At 48.0% G+C, this 20,202-nt stretch carries 23 protein-coding genes; 14 read left to right on the forward strand and 9 right to left on the reverse strand.

Translation table 11 applies throughout. The annotated features are described in order from the left end of the window. The first annotated feature begins 54 nt into the window (after window positions 1–54). Together J7L64_00955 and J7L64_00960 are read left to right on the forward strand one after the other, a co-directional pair. Window positions 55–1,779 (forward strand): HEAT repeat domain-containing protein, encoded by a 1,725-nt coding sequence (locus J7L64_00955; protein MCD6450923.1) that lies wholly within the window; start codon window positions 55–57, stop codon window positions 1,777–1,779. A gap of 2 nt (window positions 1,780–1,781) precedes the next feature. After that, the gene (locus tag J7L64_00960; protein ID MCD6450924.1) at window positions 1,782–3,275 is read left to right on the forward strand and encodes an HD-GYP domain-containing protein; all 1,494 of its coding nucleotides are present in this window, start codon (window positions 1,782–1,784) and stop codon (window positions 3,273–3,275) included. Here the strand turns inward: J7L64_00960 and J7L64_00965 are convergent, their stop codons facing one another. The 8 genes from J7L64_00965 to J7L64_01000 all read right to left on the reverse strand — a co-directional run bounded on the left by J7L64_00965 (window position 3,276) and on the right by J7L64_01000 (window position 8,712). Continuing rightward, window positions 3,276–4,319 carry a DUF4097 family beta strand repeat protein gene (locus J7L64_00965; protein MCD6450925.1) on the reverse strand — a complete coding sequence of 348 codons (1,044 nt, stop codon included), beginning with the start codon at window positions 4,317–4,319 and terminating at the stop codon, window positions 3,276–3,278. 31 nt (window positions 4,320–4,350) lie between these two features. After that, window positions 4,351–4,974, reverse strand: a complete 624-nt coding sequence (locus J7L64_00970; protein ID MCD6450926.1) for a zf-HC2 domain-containing protein — start codon at window positions 4,972–4,974, stop codon at window positions 4,351–4,353. A gap of 3 nt (window positions 4,975–4,977) precedes the next feature. Then, entirely contained in the window at window positions 4,978–5,511 is a 534-nt protein-coding gene (locus J7L64_00975) for an RNA polymerase sigma factor (protein ID MCD6450927.1), read from the reverse strand. A gap of 108 nt (window positions 5,512–5,619) precedes the next feature. Then, window positions 5,620–6,468 (reverse strand): hypothetical protein, encoded by an 849-nt coding sequence (locus tag J7L64_00980; GenBank protein ID MCD6450928.1) that lies wholly within the window; start codon window positions 6,466–6,468, stop codon window positions 5,620–5,622. Between the two features lie 5 nt (window positions 6,469–6,473). Beyond that, a complete protein-coding gene (locus J7L64_00985) occupies window positions 6,474–7,313 on the reverse strand; it encodes a DUF4097 family beta strand repeat protein (GenBank protein ID MCD6450929.1) in 840 nt (279 codons plus the stop codon). Between the two features lie 35 nt (window positions 7,314–7,348). Beyond that, complete coding sequence (locus tag J7L64_00990) at window positions 7,349–7,528, reverse strand: hypothetical protein (GenBank protein ID MCD6450930.1); 180 nt, start codon at window positions 7,526–7,528, stop codon at window positions 7,349–7,351. 10 nt (window positions 7,529–7,538) lie between these two features. Further along, on the reverse strand, window positions 7,539–8,111 hold the full coding sequence (locus tag J7L64_00995) for a hypothetical protein (protein MCD6450931.1): 573 nt from the start codon (window positions 8,109–8,111) through the stop codon (window positions 7,539–7,541). Window positions 8,112–8,136: 25 nt separating this feature from the next. Continuing rightward, window positions 8,137–8,712 carry an RNA polymerase sigma factor gene (locus J7L64_01000; GenBank protein MCD6450932.1) on the reverse strand — a complete coding sequence of 192 codons (576 nt, stop codon included), beginning with the start codon at window positions 8,710–8,712 and terminating at the stop codon, window positions 8,137–8,139. 127 nt (window positions 8,713–8,839) lie between these two features. Between J7L64_01000 and J7L64_01005 the strand changes: the two genes are divergently transcribed. The 8 genes from J7L64_01005 to J7L64_01040 all read left to right on the forward strand — a co-directional run bounded on the left by J7L64_01005 (window position 8,840) and on the right by J7L64_01040 (window position 16,072). Then, a complete protein-coding gene (locus J7L64_01005) occupies window positions 8,840–9,883 on the forward strand; it encodes a flippase-like domain-containing protein (GenBank protein ID MCD6450933.1) in 1,044 nt (347 codons plus the stop codon). A 12-nt stretch (window positions 9,884–9,895) separates the two neighbouring features. Then, complete coding sequence (nrdR, locus tag J7L64_01010) at window positions 9,896–10,372, forward strand: transcriptional repressor NrdR (GenBank protein ID MCD6450934.1); 477 nt, start codon at window positions 9,896–9,898, stop codon at window positions 10,370–10,372. Window positions 10,373–10,442: 70 nt separating this feature from the next. Next, window positions 10,443–10,901: an Hsp20/alpha crystallin family protein gene (locus J7L64_01015; GenBank protein ID MCD6450935.1), complete on the forward strand. Its 459-nt coding sequence runs from the start codon at window positions 10,443–10,445 to the stop codon at window positions 10,899–10,901. Window positions 10,902–10,903: 2 nt separating this feature from the next. Then, complete coding sequence (lon, locus tag J7L64_01020; GenBank protein ID MCD6450936.1) at window positions 10,904–13,282, forward strand: endopeptidase La; 2,379 nt, start codon at window positions 10,904–10,906, stop codon at window positions 13,280–13,282. A gap of 11 nt (window positions 13,283–13,293) precedes the next feature. Beyond that, window positions 13,294–14,349: a thiamine-phosphate kinase gene (thiL, locus tag J7L64_01025; GenBank protein ID MCD6450937.1), complete on the forward strand. Its 1,056-nt coding sequence runs from the start codon at window positions 13,294–13,296 to the stop codon at window positions 14,347–14,349. Continuing rightward, entirely contained in the window at window positions 14,297–14,821 is a 525-nt protein-coding gene (locus J7L64_01030; GenBank protein ID MCD6450938.1) for a DUF2062 domain-containing protein, read from the forward strand. The genes thiL and J7L64_01030 overlap by 53 nt, the downstream gene beginning before the upstream one ends. Further along, window positions 14,811–15,386, forward strand: a complete 576-nt coding sequence (locus J7L64_01035) for an epoxyqueuosine reductase QueH (GenBank protein MCD6450939.1) — start codon at window positions 14,811–14,813, stop codon at window positions 15,384–15,386. The genes J7L64_01030 and J7L64_01035 overlap by 11 nt, the downstream gene beginning before the upstream one ends. Continuing rightward, a complete protein-coding gene (locus tag J7L64_01040) occupies window positions 15,383–16,072 on the forward strand; it encodes a rhomboid family intramembrane serine protease (protein MCD6450940.1) in 690 nt (229 codons plus the stop codon). Before J7L64_01035 ends, J7L64_01040 begins: the two co-directional genes overlap by 4 nt. A gap of 2 nt (window positions 16,073–16,074) precedes the next feature. On the opposite strand, the gene J7L64_01045 is transcribed toward J7L64_01040, so the two are convergent. Continuing rightward, window positions 16,075–17,226, reverse strand: coding sequence for an FAD-binding oxidoreductase (locus J7L64_01045; protein ID MCD6450941.1), 1,152 nt, complete (start codon window positions 17,224–17,226; stop codon window positions 16,075–16,077). Window positions 17,227–17,343: 117 nt separating this feature from the next. On the opposite strand from J7L64_01045, the gene J7L64_01050 reads away from it, so the two are divergent. The 4 genes from J7L64_01050 to amrS all read left to right on the forward strand — a co-directional run bounded on the left by J7L64_01050 (window position 17,344) and on the right by amrS (window position 20,190). Beyond that, window positions 17,344–17,964, forward strand: coding sequence for an FAD-dependent thymidylate synthase (locus tag J7L64_01050; GenBank protein ID MCD6450942.1), 621 nt, complete (start codon window positions 17,344–17,346; stop codon window positions 17,962–17,964). A 205-nt stretch (window positions 17,965–18,169) separates the two neighbouring features. Continuing rightward, the gene (locus tag J7L64_01055) at window positions 18,170–18,550 is read left to right on the forward strand and encodes a gamma-glutamylcyclotransferase (GenBank protein ID MCD6450943.1); all 381 of its coding nucleotides are present in this window, start codon (window positions 18,170–18,172) and stop codon (window positions 18,548–18,550) included. A gap of 25 nt (window positions 18,551–18,575) precedes the next feature. Continuing rightward, window positions 18,576–19,037 (forward strand): GNAT family N-acetyltransferase, encoded by a 462-nt coding sequence (locus J7L64_01060; protein MCD6450944.1) that lies wholly within the window; start codon window positions 18,576–18,578, stop codon window positions 19,035–19,037. 139 nt (window positions 19,038–19,176) lie between these two features. Then, the gene (gene amrS / locus J7L64_01065; protein ID MCD6450945.1) at window positions 19,177–20,190 is read left to right on the forward strand and encodes an AmmeMemoRadiSam system radical SAM enzyme; all 1,014 of its coding nucleotides are present in this window, start codon (window positions 19,177–19,179) and stop codon (window positions 20,188–20,190) included. The last annotated feature ends 12 nt before the right edge of the window (window positions 20,191–20,202 follow it).

Raw genomic sequence — 20,202 nt, forward strand, 5'->3', positions numbered from 1 at the left:
CTAAAAGAAGCTTCTCTCCCTCTCCTCTCTTATGATAAAATAAAACTGGGGCAAATGGAAAGGCACGATAAAGAAGATACTGCTTTTAGTAGCAAGAGGGAGGAAATAGATAATAAGAAGATAGCAAGCGCGAAGGAAGTAATATCCCAGCTGATCAAAACAATTAAGGCATTTCGTCTTTACCCTCGAAACAATCCCATATTTATCCAATTTATCTCGGGGTTAAAGAATAACTTATCCGCCTACTTTGACAAATACAACGCCCTTACTCTCACTATAAAACCGAACGAACTTCTGGTGGACGGGGAAAGGGTATATTTCAAAAAGAAAAGAGAGGAAAGTCTCTCCTTCTTTTTCTATCGAGATGGCTTGAGAAAATTATCCTTTATCCCTCCTTTGGATGAAAGAGAGCTCATTGGTTTTCTTGAAGTGATAAAGGAAACGCAGCTCCACGAAAATCCACTCGATGACTTAGTAACCCGCCTCTGGGAGAGAAATTTTTCCCAAATCGCCTATGAGGTGGCAGAAGAACAAATCCCTACCGAGGAAGGGATCGAACTCCTTCTTGAAGAAGCATGGAATACCTCAAAAGAATACAGTGGAGGAGAGGTGCCAGAGGATGAAGGAAGAGCTGAAGCCCAGAAGCAGAAGAGTCTTGACTTCCTCGTTGAGGAACTGAAGAAAACGAAGGACAGCGAAGAAAAAGAAGATACGCTGACCCGACTCCCCCTTACTGAAGAGGAAATAGTCTATATACAAGAAGAACTCGCTAAGAGTAAAACAGAGGAGATACTAACCCGGGTGGTTGACTCCCTGCTTTACATAATCAAGACGGAAGGAGAAGATCAGCCAGAAGTCTGGGCGCTCCTTGGGGAGACCTTGACTGGATTCTTCAATAAAGGGGAGATAGCCCAAGCAACAAGTCTTCTTGAGAGATTGAATGAGGTCAAAGAAGATATCGGAGAAGAACGGTTTTCGGCGGCATTAAAGAGGATGTTTAAAAAAGATACTCTAACCAAGTTAGCCACCTACTTAAACCAACAAGGGGAAAAGGATGAAAACCTTATGTATTACTTCTTCTCCCTACTGGTGAAACCGGCTCTTCCCCAGCTAATAGAGCTACTTGGAGAACTCGAAGAGAGAAAGGACCGTTCTCTCCTCTGTCAGGTAATTGCTGATCAAGCTAAGGACCAAATCGAGGTAATCGCCTCGAAACTGATGGACAAAAGATGGTATTTAGTGCGGAACTTGGTGTTCATCCTGGGCAAGATGGGAGACCAAAGGGCATTAAAGCATCTAAGAGGGGTAGCTCATCATCCGGACTCAAGAGTAAGGCTCGAAGTTGTTCGCACCCTGGCACAGTTAGGAGGGGGAGGAGCCTACGAAGCAATCAGCCTGTTCCTCTATGATCGCGATCCAAAAATCCGCTCTCTCGCTGCCCTCACCTTGGCGGAAGGGAAATATCCCAAAGGAGGGGAGATCCTTTTCGACATCGTAAGGGATAAGGAGTTTAGGAAAAGAGAATTGGACGAGAAGATAACTTTCTTCAAAGCATTGGGAAAAGTGGCTCCCCGGAGAGCCATCTCTTACTTGGAGAAACTACTCTTCAAACGCTCCTTCTTCAGGAAGAAACTAACAAATGAGATGCGTTTAGGAGCCGCTTACGCCCTTTTTGAGATAGGGACGGAGGAAGCGAAGAAGATCCTGAAACGGGGGAGAGAAAGTAGAAGGGAAGAGGTAAAGAGGGCGGTCTTAACCGCGGGAAAAGGTAAGAGATAAAGATGGAGGAGAAGAGAAAAACCGTTCGGCTTCAGATAAGGAGGGTGATATCTGAGGACTCCGATATCCCCCTATCCTCGGCTATTACCCTCAAACTGCACCGCCTAAGTAGCCGCTTTGTAACCAGTCTTTATGTGGTCATAAAGATGTTGCAGATACACCGGATAAACAACCAAGCGGTGATAACCGCTCTTGACCGGTTGATGGAAGCCGCAAAAGCACTCTTTGAGCTCGACCCAGAGATAAACCTTCAGATCTACGATGATTTTATCTTCGTAAACAACCTCCGGCTTAAGCTTGAGATCGAGGGTTATCTCAGTTTCCGTTACATCATCGAAGAATTCACCACTAGGGGGATAGGAAGGCTCACCATCACCGAAGGAGTGGAAAGGGAGGAGTTTATCCAATTTGCCCTTGCCTTTAATGAGCTTGAGCGAGGAGAAAAGGCTTTTGACATCCTCAAAACATCTCTTAATGAAAAAGGGGTAAAACACCTTGATGTCGGGAAACTCATCCCTCCTACTGAGAGGAGAAGGGGATCAACCGATCTCAAAGAGGTAAAGGAAGCATCCAAAAACGCCTTTTTCCGAGCCATTCAGTTAGTGAAAAACGCTGCCTTAGGAGGAAAGGAGGAGAAAAAACTCAGCTTGAAAAAGGGAAAAAGGCTTGTTCAATCACTTATCGATCTGGTGCTTGAAGATGAATATTTCCTCATCGGACTTACCTCCATCAAGAATTATGACGACTACACCTTCAACCACTCGGTAAATGTTTGCATCCTTTCCCTCGCTTTAGCAAGCCACCTCGGCTTATCCCGAACTGAACTCTGTAACCTTGGAGTAGCCGCTCTGTTCCACGATATGGGCAAGCTCCTTCTTCCCAAAGAGATCTTATTCAAACCGGGGAAGTTGACCGAGGAGGAATGGCGACTGATCAAGAAACACCCCATCTTGGGGGTAAAAGCACTACTTAAAAACGGTATCTATGGAGAATTTGGATTTACCTCCATCATCGTCGCCTTTGAACACCATCTGAGATTGGACTATTCGGGTTATCCTGAGCTTCCTACTCCGAGGAAACCCAGCTTCTTAACCCGAATAGTGAGCATTGCCGACGCTTACGACGCAATGACTACCTCTCGCTGTTATCAAAAAGCCCTTCTGCCGGAAGAAGCTCTGAAGAAGATATATGATACCAGCCCCAAACTTTACGACCGGGCATTGGTCAAAGTATTCATCAATATGCTCGGCATATATCCTCCGGGTAGCTTCGTGCTTTTGGATACAGGAGAAAGTGGGGTGGTCTATAGACCAAATCCAACCAAGCTGGATAGACCCCGGGTCAAACTGGTGTTCGATGCCAAGAAAAACCCCCTCCCTGGGCAACCGGTGGACCTCACCGAAGAAGACCCAAGGAAGGGTTATAAACGGAGTATCGCCTCTTCCCTCAACCCCTATCACTATGGGGTGAATGTGGGGAAACTCCTTTCCGAATAACTACTTCGTCTCTATATCTATGTCACCGCTGGTCGAAGAGATACGCAGGGTAGCACCTCCTTTTCCTACCGTTCCAACGAGTTTTCTCTTCCCCTTCTTAAAGCTTACCTTGAGCATAGGGACTGAACAGCGTATAGAACCGCTCATAGTATGAGCATCAAGATCAAAGGAGGAATCCTTAGAAAGGATAAGACTTATATCACCTGAGGTGGTGCTAAAGATATAGGTACCACCATCGGTCAACCGCCCTTCGAAGGCAACCTCGCCGCTGGTAGTTCCCACCTTAACCTTACGGCAATCGCTCACACCGAAAAGCTTTACCTCTCCACTCACCGTCCCCGCTGAGATATTACCGGACACCTTTCTCCCGGTAATATCACCGCTCACCGATTTCAATCGAAGATCACCCATGGTATCGAACGCCTCGATATCACCGCTCACCGTAGAGGCATCGACCTCTTTCACTCCGCGAAGCTCGATATCACCGCTCACCGATTCAGCATCGACACTTCCCCCCTTCTCTACGACGATGTCTCCACTGACCGATTCCAGTATAAGCTCTCCCATAACAGCGGTGATATCCATATCCCCGCTAACCGTATGGATGTCAAGTGAGCCATTTCTGGGGACAAAGAGCTTGTAATCCACCCACACCCGAAGGGAACGGTGGAAGAACCCCCTAAATTTTGGGTAGGAGGTACTTATCCGAATGAGGTCTTTACGCGCATTGATCTTTATCTTGACCCTGTCGGCATTCTCCTTGGCTCTCGCTTTGGTAGCCGCTTTGGAATACTTGATGGCGATGATCCTTACTTCGTTTTTGTCCCAAGAGGTGACCTCGATATCACCAGACACATTCCTGAGGATCGCCTTTCCCTTTGGGCTTAGGGGATAGGTTTTATCCAGCTTTTCCTGATAATCAGCCTTTACTATCCCTCCCCCCACCTTATCCTTTGCTGTAAGGGAGTATCCGAGAAGAGGAAATACGAGAAAGAGAAGGAGAGATACCCCTCCCGCCAATTTAGCCAATCGATTTACCTTCATATCCGCCTCCTTGATTAAGCTGGTTTTATGGTTAACGCATTTTCTCAAATATTATTCCCTCCAAAAGGGTTACCTTCTTCCGATAGATATCGAGGAGGCACCTCCTCAATTCAGGATTATCCGGGTGTTTGGCTATTGCCTTTTGGCAAGTGTCGATCGCCTGGTCGATGATCGCCAAGTTTTTCTCTATCACCCTCCGTAGTTCCGGATCAAGGCTGCTTTTCTCCTTTTTGAATTCTCCTGTAAGTAATTCGAGCGCCTTTTCGTAGTGATATTCTGCCTCTATAAAATGAGCAATAGCAATATCAGAAGGAGTTAAAGGAGGACTACTCCCCCCCCGAAGAATGAAGAATAGAGAAAGGAAACCACCAATAAGAAGAAGCAAGAAGAAGACAGTCGCTGTTAAGAGCCTCGGCGAGGCAAAGGAGATCGAAAAAGGTCTACCCCTTCCCAGAAGTTCAACTAAGGATGGAGAAAATGGGCGAACGCCCTCTTTCAATCTCTTTGCTTCTGCCTTAAGAAGCCTTAAATCGGTTAATAGATCGCGGCACTTAGGACAAAGCTTAAGATGTTCTCCAAGTTCTTCCCTTCTACTCTCCTGCAGTTCTCCATCTATCAACTGCAGGATGTATCTTTCCGCCCTCTTACAATCCATCGCTTAACTCCTCCCTCTCAGGAGGTCTAAAAATGGAGAAAGCTTCTTCCTTAATCTCAACCTCGCCCGAAAGAGCTGAGATTTCACCGTACCGGAGGAACATCCCCTTATCTCGGCAATCTCCTCATGGGTGAAACCCTCAATATCGTGTAGGACGAACATCGCCCTTTGCCCAGCAGGAAGCGATAACAAAGATTCCTCAAGCTTTCTCCTGAATTCAACCTTGCTGGCGAAATCCAACCCCTTACCTCTTCCTTCCTTTATCATAAACAACTTCTTCAATTGCCTTACCCTCCTCCACCTCAGATGGGAGATCGTCTTATTGACTGTTATCCGATAGATCCAGGAGAATATCTCACTTTCATTCCGAAAACCATCAACCTTCTTAAGGAGGGTGAGAAATACCTCTTGAACTATATCCTCAGCTGCCGCTTCCTCCCCTATCATCCGAAGGGCGATTCGGAAAACCTTATCCTTATGCTGGCGGTATAACTCTTCCACTCTCTCCGAAAGCGAACCTTTGCCTCGTTCAGCCATCAACTCTCAACTCTTCCTTTCGTTGGACGAATAAAAGAGGAATATAGTTGTCAATAAAAAAACAGCTTTCTCCGGGAGAGAAAGCCGAGAAAATAGCACGCCTCTATCCTACTTTATCCACTTAACCCGAATACCCCCTAAGCCAATCTCTACTTCACCTTTAAGCCGGTACTTAGCGGTAGCTAAATTATCGCTTACATACCTTCCTGAGCTTACCCGGGAGAAACCAGCGGAGGATAACTTCTTCGCTCCAAACCCAGAGGCATCGAGTTCAACACCCAATTCTCGAGGAAAAATGAGGTGAATTCCCCCTATCCCTCCGGCAATAGAGGCGAAAATGTCCCTCTGCCACTTACCGGAAAAATCGAGGGTAATACTCCCAACCCCTCCATTTACCTCCAACCGGCGACAGTTGGCGTTTCCGAGCTTTTTCACATTAATGCTTCCTACTCCCGCCTCAAGCTGAAATATATCCATAACATCTGGGTTGGGAGTGCCAAAGTAAACATCTGTGTCGCCTGCCCCAATCGAAAGGGAGAAATCAGAAAGGCGAAGTTTAGAAAGGTTCATCCGAGCCTTACCAGCTCCAAAGGAACTCTCTAAAGAAATAGGCACAGAAGGGGGGAGTCTTACCACTGTCCTCACTCTTTTCCGCCCCCCAAAAAAGGACCCTTTTCTCTGTTTTACCTTGATTTTCAAAAAACCCTCATCGCCCCTCTTCACATAAGAGATGCGCACCTTATATCGGGATGTATAATCCACCCTGGCATAGAATGCCTCGTCCTCCTTGCCAGAGGAGAGAATAATCTGCCCCTCAGCGACAGAAAGCTCAACCCGGATAACTTTCTCCCCAGATAGCTTCTGGCTTTTTATCGCAGTTTCAGCCCTAAGGAGAGATGAACAAACGAATATTAAAGAAACCATTACCAAAAAGGAGAGGGTGTATTTCTTCACCATATTTCTTACTCCCTTTTCTTCTCTATTCTTATATCCCCGTTTCTCGTCTTCACTTTAATGGTTACCCCACCGCCGTTCACCTCTCCTTTAAGGATCTTCCTTCCCACTTTCTCTACCTTAAGAGGAAAATCGGAAGATATTTCCCCATTCTCTGAAGAAAGATAGAGTTTAGCTTTTACATCCGGAGGAAGAGTGAGTATGATCTCACCATTTTGGGAGAAGAAACTAAGGTTCTCCGTGGAAGTAAGTCGAGAAAAATCAACTTCAATATTACCATTTCTGGTATTAGCGGAAACGCTACCAACTATAGAGCGGAGGGTGATATCGCCATTTCGCGAAGAGACATCTATCTTGCCCGAAATCCCTTTACCACTGATATATCCATTCCTGGTGGAAAGATAAACCCCTCCAATTATCTCTCCCACCTCTATGTCACCGTTCTTTGACTCTACCTCAAGGAATACCTTGCGGGGCACAAATACCTGGTAATCGACCCTGAACTCCCAATGCCTTCCTGGAAGGAAGGATAGGAGAAAACCCTTATTCTCCGGATATTCGGTGTTCACCACTACCTTATTCCCCCGCTTCTCAGCAACTACCTTTATCTCTTTAAACACCCTCTTCGCCACCCGGGAATTGGACGCCTTAACCCATTTCTTGGCGGTAAAGGAAACCATATTGTTATCCCAAGGGGTTATCACGATATCACCATTTCTATTCGTAAGAACAAAAACGCCACCCGGCTTTAGGGGAAATTTCTTCTTTATTACCTCAGTAAGCTCATGAGCAAAGAGAAGAGAGGGAAAAAGTAGAAGCATACCAAAAAGAACGAGTTTTCCTCTCACCTTTCGTCCCTCCTTAAGAAAGGCTTACAAGAGCGTCACTTCCTGAAGTAATCGATGATCTCTGCAAGCCCAATGATTATCAAAATGAGGGGCCAATACTTCCAGAGATAGTCCCAAACATCGATGTAGTAGAATTCGTCAAGAAGGAAAAGCCCCCCGAGAAGGATTAAAATTATCCCAAAAGCCAAAGATCCGGTTCTTCTATGGTGAGTCACCTTCCCCTCCCTACCGCTTTCGTAAATATCTTATTATCTGGTAAACACCAAGAATAATAAGGAGAAGCGGCCAGTAATGTAACAACCAACTGAGATCATACCCTAAATTCTCAAAAAGAAACAACAGGCCAATAATTACCAGAACGATCCCTATTATCACTGAGCCCTTGTCCAATATTTCCTTCTCCTCATTTATCCGCTTGGCGGAGAAATAGGCATCCACTATACCACCAAAGTAAACAAGCGCCACAACAATACCCGCAAACGGGAGAAATTGATATGATCCAATCATAGAGAGATCTATGATAAAACCAACGAACAACCCAAAAAGGAGCATCAATGCTATTGCCTTTAGATACTCATTGTTATATATCTGACCTAACCCTGGGATGAGGGATAAAAAGGCTGCTACTGCTGGCGTTTTCTTCCCCTTATTGTTCTCCTCCCTCTTTGTTCCCTTCTCGATACAAGAAACACAGTAATACCGTCCGTTAATCCCCTTGGCACACTCCTCACATAAAGGCTTGCCACAGATATAACAGCTTTTTACTGCTTCCCTATCCTTGTGGTAATAGCACTCCATTTATCCCCTCCGAAGAGATATTTCCTCAACCACCTTCTTCCCGCTCAAAAAGCTTAAGGAGTTCTAAACGACCTCTATTTATCCTCGACTTAACTGTCCCCAAAGGAATATTGAGTTCTTCCGCTATCTCCTGATAACTATACCCTTCAAACTCCCGAAGGGTGAGGCAGATGCGGATCGGTTCCGGAAGCTCAGCGATCGCCTTCTTAAGCATCAATATTTGCTCTCTTCTTTCGAAGCTCGAGAACTGTGAGGGGGATGAGGAGGCAAATCTCAACATCAACTCGCCTTTTTTCACCATCCACTCCTTCTCCTTCCGTTTCCTCCGATAATAGTCGATACAATAATTCCGCGCCACCCGGGAGAGCCACTGAGGGAGATTGGAACCGAGATCAAACTTTTTAAGCGAGCTCATCAACTTGAGGAATATCTCTTGAACCAGATCCTCCGCCTCCTCTACCCTACCCACGAACTGATAAGCGATATTAAACACCATCCGCCGATATCTGGCGAGGAGAAGTTCCCAGCCTCCCTCATCACCCTTAAGGCACCACTCAACCAACTCGGTATCGGAGGGCTGTTCCCTCCTTCTTCCTCCCATCCTTTACCTACTTACAATAACGGATTAATATAAGGTAAAAGTTCCCCCTTCCATCATTCCAAAATTGACTACCAGATGCAAGAAAAAATTGACGCGGGGCTACAATATATTGTAGAGTAGGGGCGAAATGAAGGGAAGGAAGCTCAACTTTATAATAGGGGCGGGGATAGGCGGAGGGTTGCTTTACCTCTTTTTAAGGAAGGCTGATTTTTCCGCCGTCTACCAGAGCCTAAGGGAAGCAAGCTACCCCTTGGTGGCTCTCTCCATAGGGTGGATGCTCTTTACCTATTTCATCCGCGCTTATAGATGGAAGTTTTTCTTCACCCCGATAAAGGAGATACGGGTTAGCAATTCCTTCATCGCCACCGTTATCGGCTTTACCATTACCACCCTAATACCAGGAAGGATGGGGGAGATAGTGAGACCCTGCATACTCGGCGCCAAGGAGGGAATAAGCAAGGTGAAGGCGGTTGCCACTGTAGTTGTGGAACGGGTATTCGATATCATCACCGTATTGATCCTTTTTTCCATCTACCTGAAATGGGCACCGCCCCTTAAGAACCTCTCACCGGAAGCAGCTACCATTATGAGGATATTGAAGAAAACCTCCTTTATCCTTCTTATGGGCTCCATCGCCCTGCTCGTCTTTTTCATCGTTCTTCAGCTAAAGACATCCTTTTTTAAAAACTTGGTAGAGAAGATAGCAGCTAAAAGAAAAGGCCGGAGAATAAAATCGCTCTTAAAGCATATCGCATCGTTCATCGAAGGGCTGGCAGTTATTGACTACCGAAGAAACCTACCCATAATAATCGTCTATTCCTTCTTGCTCTGGCTTTCCATAGCTTTTGGCTACTTCATTATGTTACGCGCATTCCACCTTAGGCTTCCCTTTATCACCACCCTATTCATCCTGATAATCTCTGCTATAGGGGCAGCTATCCCTACACCAGGGGCGGTAGGAAGCTATCACAAGGCGCTTGAGATCGTCCTCCATACCTTCCTCCGCCTACCGCTCAATTTAGTTATCGGAATGGCCATCTTGATGCATGCCATCTGTTTCTTCCCGGTTACCATCTTGGGGATAGTCTTCATTTCCCGAGAAGGGATAAAGATCGGGGAGTTTGAACGGCTTCCTAAAAAGGAGGAGGCCTCTCTTATAGAGAAACCTTGAAGGAGAAAGGAAATGAGATGTCCTTTCTGTAATCATCCCAAGGACAGGGTGATCGATTCCCGGGAGAGCAGGAACGGTGATTTTATAAGGAGAAGAAGGGAGTGCCTAAACTGTTCCCGTCGCTTTACCACTTATGAACGGATCGAGGAGATCCCCTATATGGTGGTTAAGAAGGATGGGCGAAGGGAACAGTTCGACAGGAAGAAGGTGCTCACCGGACTTCTTAAGGCTTGCGAAAAAAGGCCTATCGGGGTAACTATCCTTGAGAAGATAGTGGATGAGGTAGAGTCGCTTCTCCATACGAAGCCGGACAAGGAAATAACTACCACCGAGATCGGCTCCTTCCTGATGGAGAGACTGAAGGAGCTCGACAAAGTAGCCTATGTCCGTTTCGCTTCGGTTTACCGTGAGTTTCAGGATGTATCCGAGTTTATGGATGAACTGAAGGCGCTACTCGCTGCCAAAAGGAAAGAGGAAAAGGAGAGTTAGCACCTCTTTGACAAAACTTCCTCCCGATGTTAAATTATTAGGATAAGTTAAATTATTAGAGGGAAGTTAAATGCGAGAGGTGAGCTTCTTCGAGTGCTTAGCTGAGATGTCTCGACTTCAAGGGGAGATAAATCGGATCTTCAAGCGCCTTATCGAATACCAGCAGCTGGAGGGAGAGGGAGCAGGTGAGGAGTTCAGCCCGGAACTTGACGCCTTCGAGAATGAACATCAGCTCACCTACCGCATAGAGCTACCCGGCGTAGAGCCAGAGGATATCAAACTCCTTCTGATAGGAAACACTCTCCTAATCAGCGGGGTAAAACGAGAGAGGAACCTTCCTCAGGAGGAGATTCGATTCCATTGCATAGAAAGGAGATACGGTAGATTTCGCCGATTGATAAAGCTTGAAGGGGAGGTAGATAAGGAGAAAGCACATGCCTTCCTCGAGAATGGGGTGTTAACCATAACCATCCCCAAGCTCCCCAAACCAGAGCCAAAGGAGATAAAGATAGAGGTTATAAAGAGATAGCTATGGCTGAAGAAAAAGATAAACAGGAAAAGGAGCTCAAGATACCGGAAAGGCTTCCCTTGCTCCCTCTCCGGGATGTGGTGATCTTCCCAATGATGCTCGCTCCCCTTATCATCAGCCGGGAGCGCTCGATACGGGCGGTGGACCAGGCACTTACCAAGGAGCGAATGTTGCTCCTCGTCGCCCAGAAAAAAGCAGAGATAGAGGAACCAACAGAAGAAGACCTCTATCGGATGGGAACAGTAGCGATAATCGTAAGGATGCTGAAACTCCCCGATGGTAAGGTTCGCGCCCTGGTTCAAGGGATCGCCCGGGCTAAGATAGTCCGATTTGAGGAGGAAGCGAATTACTTCCTCGTTCAGGTAGAAAAGGCCACGGAGATGCCCTTCGATCCCTCCACACCAGAGGTGGAAGCGCTTATGCGGGCAGTGAAAGCCAATATGGAGAAAGCTGCTTCCCTGGGCAAGCCGATACCCCCTGAGGTAATGGTGGTGGCAAACAACCTCGATGATCCGGGCAAGCTTGCCGACCTCGTCGCCTTCAATCTCGAGCTTAAGGTCCCTGAAGCAGAGGAGATACTCGAGGAGCTGGATCCAATAACCCGGCTAAGGAAGCTCAATGAGTTCCTCTTAAAGGAGATAGAGATTCTAACTGTCCAGCAAGAGATCACCGCTCAGGCTAAGGTCAAGATGGACAAAGCCCAGCGGGAATACCTCCTTCGCCAGCAACTAAAAGCGATCCAGAAGGAGTTGGGTGAGGGCGATGAGATAGCGGAGGACATAAAGCTCTTTCGGGAACGGATGAGGAAGAGAAAGATCCCGAAGGAAGTGGTGGAGGAGCTTGAGAAACAGATAGAGCGACTGAAGAGGATGCACCCCGATGCCGCGGAGACCGCGACCTTGAGGAACTACCTGGACACCGTCACCTCCCTCCCCTGGAGCATAAAGACCAAGGACAACCTCGACATAAAGCGGGCGAGGAAGATCCTTGATGAGGATCACTACGATCTGGAAAAGGTGAAGGAACGCATCTTAGAGCATTTAAGTGTAATGAAGCTCAAGAAGAATGGGAAACTGCGGGGACCCATCCTCTGCTTTGTTGGTCCTCCTGGAGTGGGCAAGACCTCTCTCGGAAGGTCGATAGCCCGGGCAATGGGACGGAAGTTTGTCCGCATATCCCTCGGTGGTGTCCGGGATGAGGCGGAGATCCGAGGGCATCGCCGAACCTATGTTGGAGCGATGCCGGGGAAGATAATTCAGGGCATCGCTCAAGCGGGGACGAGCAACCCAGTATTTATGATGGACGAGGTGGACAAGCTCGGTGCCGACTATCGGGGTGATCCTGCTGCTGCTCTACTTGAGGTGCTCGATCCGGAACAGAATCACTCCTTCCGAGACAACTACCTTGGCGTGCCTTACGATCTCTCCGATGTGATGTTCATCCTTACTGCCAACCTTCTCGACCCCATCCATCCCGCATTTAGGGATCGAATGGAAGTTCTATTTCTACCCGGCTACACTGAAGAGGAGAAGGTAAAGATAGCGAGGAAATACCTCATCCCAAGGCAGATCAAGGAAAATGGCCTAAAGGAAAGCGATATCAAGCTTAGTGAGAGCGCTATCAAGACAATAATCCGTTGCTACACCAGAGAGGCAGGTCTTCGCAACTTGGAGCGGGAGATCGCTTCCATCTGTCGTAAGGTAGCCCGGAGGATAGCCGAGGGGGAGAAACCTCCCTTCCCGATAACCAAGGCAAATCTCGCCTCCTATCTTGGTCCCCCCAAGATCTTCCCCGAACTGGAGCTCTCCTCCGATCGAGTGGGAGTAGCTACGGGGCTTGCCTGGACCGCCCACGGTGGCGAGATACTCTTCATCGAAGCCACAGTGATGAAGGGGAAAGGACGGCTTATCCTCACCGGACACCTGGGGGAGATAATGAAGGAATCCGCTCAGGCAGCCCTGAGCTACATCCGCTCTCACGCCTCTGAATTGGGGATAGAAGATAACTTCTTCGAAACCCACGACTATCACCTCCACATCCCCGAAGGGGCAACCCCCAAGGACGGTCCCTCTGCCGGAGTAGCGATAGCAACCGCATTGGTCAGCGCCTTCACCAAAAAGCCGGTGCGTCGCGATGTGGCGATGACCGGCGAGATCACCCTTACGGGAAATGTCCTTCCCATTGGTGGGGTGAAGGAAAAGGTCTTGGCAGCGGCAAGAGCGGGGATAAGGAATGTAATTCTACCAAAGCCAAACGAAAAAGATCTTGTCGAGATCCCGGCTAAATTAAAAAGAAGGCTCAATTTCATCTTCGTCACCGAGGTGGGAAAGGTGTTTACCGAAGCCCTCGCTCGGGAACCGGTAGCGGTCAAAGAGGAATAGAAGCTCTACTTATGGAAGAAAAAGAACTCAGCGATATCGGAGAATGGGGTATAATCGAGAGGATAAAGGGGGATTTTCCCCATCATCCATCAGAGGTGCTCCTTGGTATCGGCGATGATGCGGCAGCGGTCAGAGTAGAGGGAAAGGTCCTTCTTTTCTCAAGCGATCTCCTGATAGAAGACATCCACTTTAAGACGGAGTATACCCCTCCTTTCCTTCTCGGGAGGAAAGCGGTAGCGGTAAATGTGAGCGACATCGCAGCGATGGGCGGTGTCCCCCGCTATCTTCTTCTAAGCCTCGCCGCTCCGCAGGACCTCCCCTTTTCCTTCCTCACCGAGTTCTCCGCCGGTCTCTCCGCTGAAGCTAAGGAACATAACATCTCGCTTTTAGGCGGCGACACCTCAGCAGGGGAAAAAATAACGATAGATATCCTCATAATCGGAGAAACGGAGGAGGAAAGGATCGTAAAAAGAGCTGGGGCAGAGCCTGGAGACCTAATCTTCGTAACCGGAAGCTTAGGCGATTCCGGAATGGGTTTTACCCTCCTCAAAGCTGGCTTCCGGATGGATAAAGAGAGGAGAGTCTCCTCCTTAGGTGATCTAAGCGACGAAGATAAACGAGCCGCCTCTACCCTCCTATCAGCCCATCTTGCTCCGAAGCCGGAATTCCCCTTGGGGCGAATACTCGCCGAGCAAGGGATCCCAAAGGCGATGCTCGATATCTCCGATGGACTGGCAAAGGACCTAAGGAACCTTGTAAGAGCAAGTAAAATAGGTGCCAGGATATATGAGGATAAAATACCCCTTTCTTCCCCTCTCATCCACTTCGCAAAAAAATTCTACCAAAAACCTTTGGATTACGCCCTCAATGGAGGAGAAGATTATCGCCTCCTCTTCACCGCCCATCCTTCCAAGCGGAAGGAGATAGACGAGCTCTCCGCTCATTTGGGGGTGAGGATCACCGAAATAGGGGAGATAATGGAGGGAACTGCGGGTATAATCTTGATGGGAAAAGATGGTAAAGAAAGAGACATCCGCGGTGGATACGACCATTTCGAAAAGCGTTGAAAGGGCATCCTGGAGGAGGTGGCTCGATTATTGGCGTGCCCTTATGACCCTTGACGATACACCAGAGCACATCTCCTTATCCTTCGCCATCGGCGTCTTTATCGCCTTTTCGCCTTTCCTCGGGTTACATACGCTCCTCTGCATTGCCCTCAGTTTCCTCTTTCGAGGAAACCTAACCGCGATGCTCGCGGGGAGCTTTATCAATAACCCCTTTACAATGTTTCTAATCTATGGGGGTGAGCTATGGGTGGGGAGCAGGATACATCCCCTAACCGAAGCCTCCTTCTCCCTGCCCAAATCCATAAACCTTCTCTCCTTGGCGGAGTTCTACCATCATATCACCCCTTACCTTACCGCTCTTCTTACAGGATATTTCCTTTTGGGAGGTATCGCCTTCGGATGTTCCTTTCTCGCCCTGAGAGCTATCTTAGCTCGGCGGAGAAGAAAGGAGGAAACCCCTGATGAAGGATAAACCGAAACTTCTTCTTCATATCTGCTGTGCTCCCTGCGCCACCTATGTGGTTGAAGTGTTAAGGGAAGAATATCAAGTCATCGGATTCTTCTACAATCCAAATATCCACCCCGCGGGGGAATATTATCGTCGAGCATCCGAGGTAAGGCGTTTTTCTCAGTTGGCGGAGCTCACCTTAATCGAAGGGGAATATGAGGAGGGTAGATGGTGGAAGGAGATCTCCGGCTTGGAGAAAGAGCCAGAAGGAGGGAAGAGATGTCCCCTCTGTTACCGGCTGAGGCTTGAGGAGACCGCTCGACGAGCAACAAGAGAGGGAATACCCTTCTTCGCTACCACTCTCACCATCAGTCCCCATAAGAAGGCAGAGATCATAAATCCTATAGGTGAAGAGATAGGAGGAAGATATGACATTTCATTTTTTGCCGCCGACTTCAAGAAAAAAGATGGATTTAAGAGGAGTATAGAACTGTCAAAGAGGTATAATCTCTATCGGCAGGATTATTGTGGTTGTCTGCCAAGCCTATTTGAGAGGGAAAAAAGGAGAAAGGAGAAGAAAAAAAGATGAGATATTACTATTACGAGCAACGGATTGGTCTTGGGGGGAGGATGACCCCTATGGTCCGCTCCCTGATAATCGCCAATTCTGTTTCCTTCCTCTTCCAGCTCATCTGCCGTATGGATATCTATCATATATTCGGGTTGGTGCCCGCTCTGGTGTGGAGCAAACTTGCCCTCTGGCAGCTCGGCACCTACCTCTTCCTCCACGGAGGCCTTTTCCACCTCTTCTTTAATATGTTCGCCCTCTGGATGTTCGGAAGTGAGATAGAACGCTATTTTGGCTCCAACCGCTTCCTCCGCTACTACCTCATCACCGGCGTTGGGGCAGGACTAACCGTTGCCATAGCCACCCCTCATTCAGTTATTCCTACTATTGGAGCTTCAGGGGCGATATACGGTATCCTCCTCGCCTATGGTCTCCTTTTTCCCAACCGGTATATCTACCTCTATTTCATCTTTCCCATCAAAGCAAAACACTTCGTCCTTCTCTTCGCTGGTCTTGAACTTCTCGCTACCTGGGGCTATGCTGCTGATGGAATCGCCCATTTCGCCCACTTAGGAGGGATGTTATTTGGTTATCTCTATCTAAACCGCTTCTTTATCAGTGGTATATCCCGAAGGATAAGAAATTACTTTTACTTCCGAAGGCTGAGGCGGGAGTTCGATCTGACCGACCGCCCCCCCTTCCACTGATATCAAAGGACCTGGGGCTCCTCGATTCCCTTCCCGCCTCCCTCGAACCTTTTTATGCTCAAAGGAGATATATCGATCTCACTCTCCTTACCCATAATCTTCTCCGCCAATAACTTGCCCGAAGCCATCGAGTGCATCACCCCATGTCCTGAGAAACCTCCGATCATATAGAAACCAGAGATAGGAGGTATCTCTCCTATTATTGCGTGATGATCCGGGGTAACGGAGTAAAGACCAGCCCAGGATTTGAGAATAGAAGCCTTTTCAAAGGAGGGAACCCGTTCCATCATCCTCTCCGCCACATACTCGAACCACTCTTGATCCACAGTGAGATTAAATCCCGGCGGTTCATCCTTCTTCGCCAAACCGAATAAAACGCCCTTCCCCTCTTTCCGGAAGTATAAGCCACATCCGGAATCGATGATCATCGGTATCCCCTCAGGGATCTCCTCAAAATCGTTGCTCACATAGATCTGCCTCCTAATGGGAAGAGCGGGGATCTCCACCCCTACCATCCTCCCTACCTCTTGGGCATAAGGACCAGCAGCGTTTACCACCATCTCGGTCTTTATCTCCCCCTTGTCGGTAACCACCCCTTCTATCTTATTATCCTTGGTCAGTATTTTCGTTACCTCAGTCTCAAATAGAAACTTCACCCCAAGCTCCTTCGCCTTCTTGTAGTACCCCTGGGTGATAGAGTGGGGATCAGCATATCCATCCGTGGGGCAGAAGGTACCACAGAGGACATCGTCCATCTTCAAGAAAGGATACTTCCTCGCTATTTCCTCCTTGGTTATGAAATCGACATCGACGCCGAGGCTCTTCTGAAGGGCAACCGTTTGATCGAAAACCTTCTTCTGCTCCGGAGAGGTTATGAGGAAGAGGTAGCCAGCCTGGATGAAACCCGAAGGGTGTCCCATCTCCTCTTCAAAACGCTCGAGGATGCGAACCGATTCCATCGATATCTTGATATTTATCTCCGTTCCAAACTGCTGTCTGATACCGCTGGCACTAAGGCCGGTAGAACCAGCGGCGATGAACTTTTCCTTCTCCACCACCACCACATCATTAGCTCCAAGCTTTGCCAGATTGTAAGCGGTACAGCATCCGTTTATCCCAGCACCGACAATTACAATGTTAGCCCTTTCTACCATACCTTATCCTCCCTCCTAACTATTAAAATTACCCCCGCCATACATCCAACACCAATTGACATAGGGCGAGGATCAGGTTTATCATAACAAAAAGAGGAGCTTGTTATAACTGAAAAAATGATAGAAGTCAAATTAATTTCCATAACTGAAAACGCAGAGGAGGTGATCGAGCTCGCTGCTCGTACCTGCTACAGCTCTCGGGATAGGATCTACTCCTCCAATCGCGCCATCTTTCTTAAACGACTAAAAGAAATGGGACATCTCTCGGTCTTCGAACATGCCTCCGCCACCTTCGACATATCGGGGATCTCCCGTGCTTGCTCCCATCAACTGGTGCGCCATCGACTCGCCTCCTACTCCCAGCGCTCCCAGCGGTATGTCAGCGAGGAGGGTTTTGATTATGTGATCCCCCCTTCAATCGAGGGGAGACCGGAAGCAAAAAAGCTGTTCACTCAGGAGATGGAACGATTGCGCGAGGGATACAACCGATTGGTCTCGCTCGGTATCCCCAAGGAGGATGCTCGGTTCATCCTGCCGAACGCCTGCACCACCCATCTCGTTATGACCGCCAATTTCCGGGAATGGCTTCATATCCTTTCCCTAAGGCTCGAGAAGCGCGCCCAATGGGAGATACGAACATTAATGGAGAAGATATTGGAAATCCTTAAAGAAAAAGCCCCGGCTGTCTTTGGGGACATAAACCCACAATCGACAAAAAATGAAAAATCCCTACCTTAAATTCCTGTTTGGGAAGAGAGGACCTCTTCAGCCTCCTCCATTCTCTCAGCCCGACCACTACGGAGAAGACGAGGATGAACCTCGGTACAAAAACGAAGATTATCAAAAAAAGGAGATGAGGGGTGGATGTTTGATAGTGCTTGCCGTATTCGGTCTCCTCATTCTCCTCTGTCTTATTCTTCGCCTGATAAATAAGGGTGGATAAATGGAACATAACGATGAAAGGGAACTCCTATTCGTATACGGCACCTTGATGCAAGAGGCGGGCTCAGGCTGGCTCGCCGAGCTGGGGGGAAAGCCCAAGGGAAAAGCAGAGACATCACCCCACTGGAAGCTCATCATCATTGGAGCGGTACCGGCAATCATCCCCGGCAACAAAAGGATACCAGGTGAACTCTGGGAGATACCGAAGAAGGCTTTCATCCTTCTCGATCAGTATGAGGGGTTCTATTATCAAAGGAGAAAAATCTCTATCATTCACAAGGGGAAAGAGGAGAACGCCTGGGCTTGGATATGGAATGGACCTTTGACCGGTGATGAACAGGAGATACCCTCCTTCACCCAGTTTATGAAGAAAGGATGTTAACTCACCATCCGAGGGGAGACCCAAAGTGCCCGCGATGGAGATAACAATAAGGGATTTCGAGGAAAAGGATCTCCTTCACCTCTACTTCATAGATCAGATATGTTATCCGCCGGGTATCTCCTATGATATGGAAGCGATGTTCTCTTTCCTTTTCGATCCGGCAAACTTCGGAATGGTAGCCGAAGAGGAGGGTAAAATTGCTGGCTTTGTACTCGCCGGTTTAAAGCCAAGGGGATGTGGTCATATAATAACTTTGGATATCCATCCTAACTTCCGCCGTCGGGGGATAGGAAAGACACTTTTAACCAAGGCGGAGGAACGATTAAATTCCCTGGGAGCTAAGAAGGTAGTACTTGAGGTAGATGTAAGGAATATGCCGGCGATAAGCCTTTACAGAAAGGCGGGATACAAGGTGGTCAAGCGGTTAAATAGATATTATCTAAGCCGCTATGACGCTTATCTTATGGAGAAGTCCTTAAAAAAATAAGAGGGGGTAGGAACTCCCCCTCAATTGGAGGTGTGAGCGGGTTTGGGTGAGGAGGGATATATAATTCACACTCTCCATAAGTTAAACGCTTTAAAGTAGGAAAAAGTTCAGAAATTTTTACCTTTTTAGGAGGGAAAATTTGAAAGAAGCTCTTTTCTATGAAAAGCTTAAAGGAAAAAAGGTTCGCTGCTTTCTCTGTCGTCATAACTGCCTCATCGAAGAGGGGAAAAGGGGTGTCTGCGGGGTGCGAGAAAACAAGGGCGGCGTTCTCTACTCCCTTGTTTATGGAAAGATCCTCTCGGCGAATCCGGATCCCATAGAAAAGAAACCGCTCTTCCATCTTCTTCCCGGAAGTTTCTCCTTTTCCATCGCCACTGCCGGCTGTAACTTCCGCTGTCTTCACTGTCAGAACTACACCATCTCCCAACTCCCCCGTGAGACCGGCGAGGTGGGAACAGAAAGGGAGGTCCCTCCAGAAAAGGTGGTCTCGATGGCAATGGAGTACAACTGCGCCACTATAGCCCATACCTATACCGAACCGACTATCTTCTTCGAATACGCTTACGATGTGGCAAAATTGGGGAAGGAAAAAGGGATAAGGAGTATCTTCGTCACCAATGGCTACATCGGGGAAGAAGCGCTCCGCTATATCGCTCCCTATCTTGCCGGAGCAAATGTCGATCTTAAGGGGTTTCGAGAGGAAACCTATAAGAAAATCTATGGAGGAAGATTGAGCCCTGTCCTTGACAACATCAAGCTTATGAAGGAACTTGGCATCTGGGTTGAGGTGACTACCTTAGTGATACCAACGATTAACGACAGCGATGGGGAACTAAGGGATATCGCAAACTTCATCGCTGAAGTGGGAACCGGTATCCCCTGGCACATAAGCCGATTCCACCCCGATTATAAACTGACCAATCTTCCGCCTACCCCCCGGGCAACCATAGATCGAGCGAGGGAAATCGGGAAAGAAGCAGGACTTCGCTATGTCTATTCGGGAAACATACCGGGCGATAAGGGGGAGAACACCTATTGCTATCAATGTGGTGCCGTCCTCATCAGGCGTTTTGGCTTTCAAATCATCGAGAATAGACTAAAAGAGGGGAGATGCCCTGAGTGTGGCGCTGAGATCGACGGGGTCTGGCACTAAAATCCCCTTGAA

The sequence above is a fragment of the Acidobacteriota bacterium genome, assembly GCA_021161905.1.
Lineage (GTDB): Bacteria > Acidobacteriota > B3-B38 > Guanabaribacteriales > JAGGZT01 > JAGGZT01.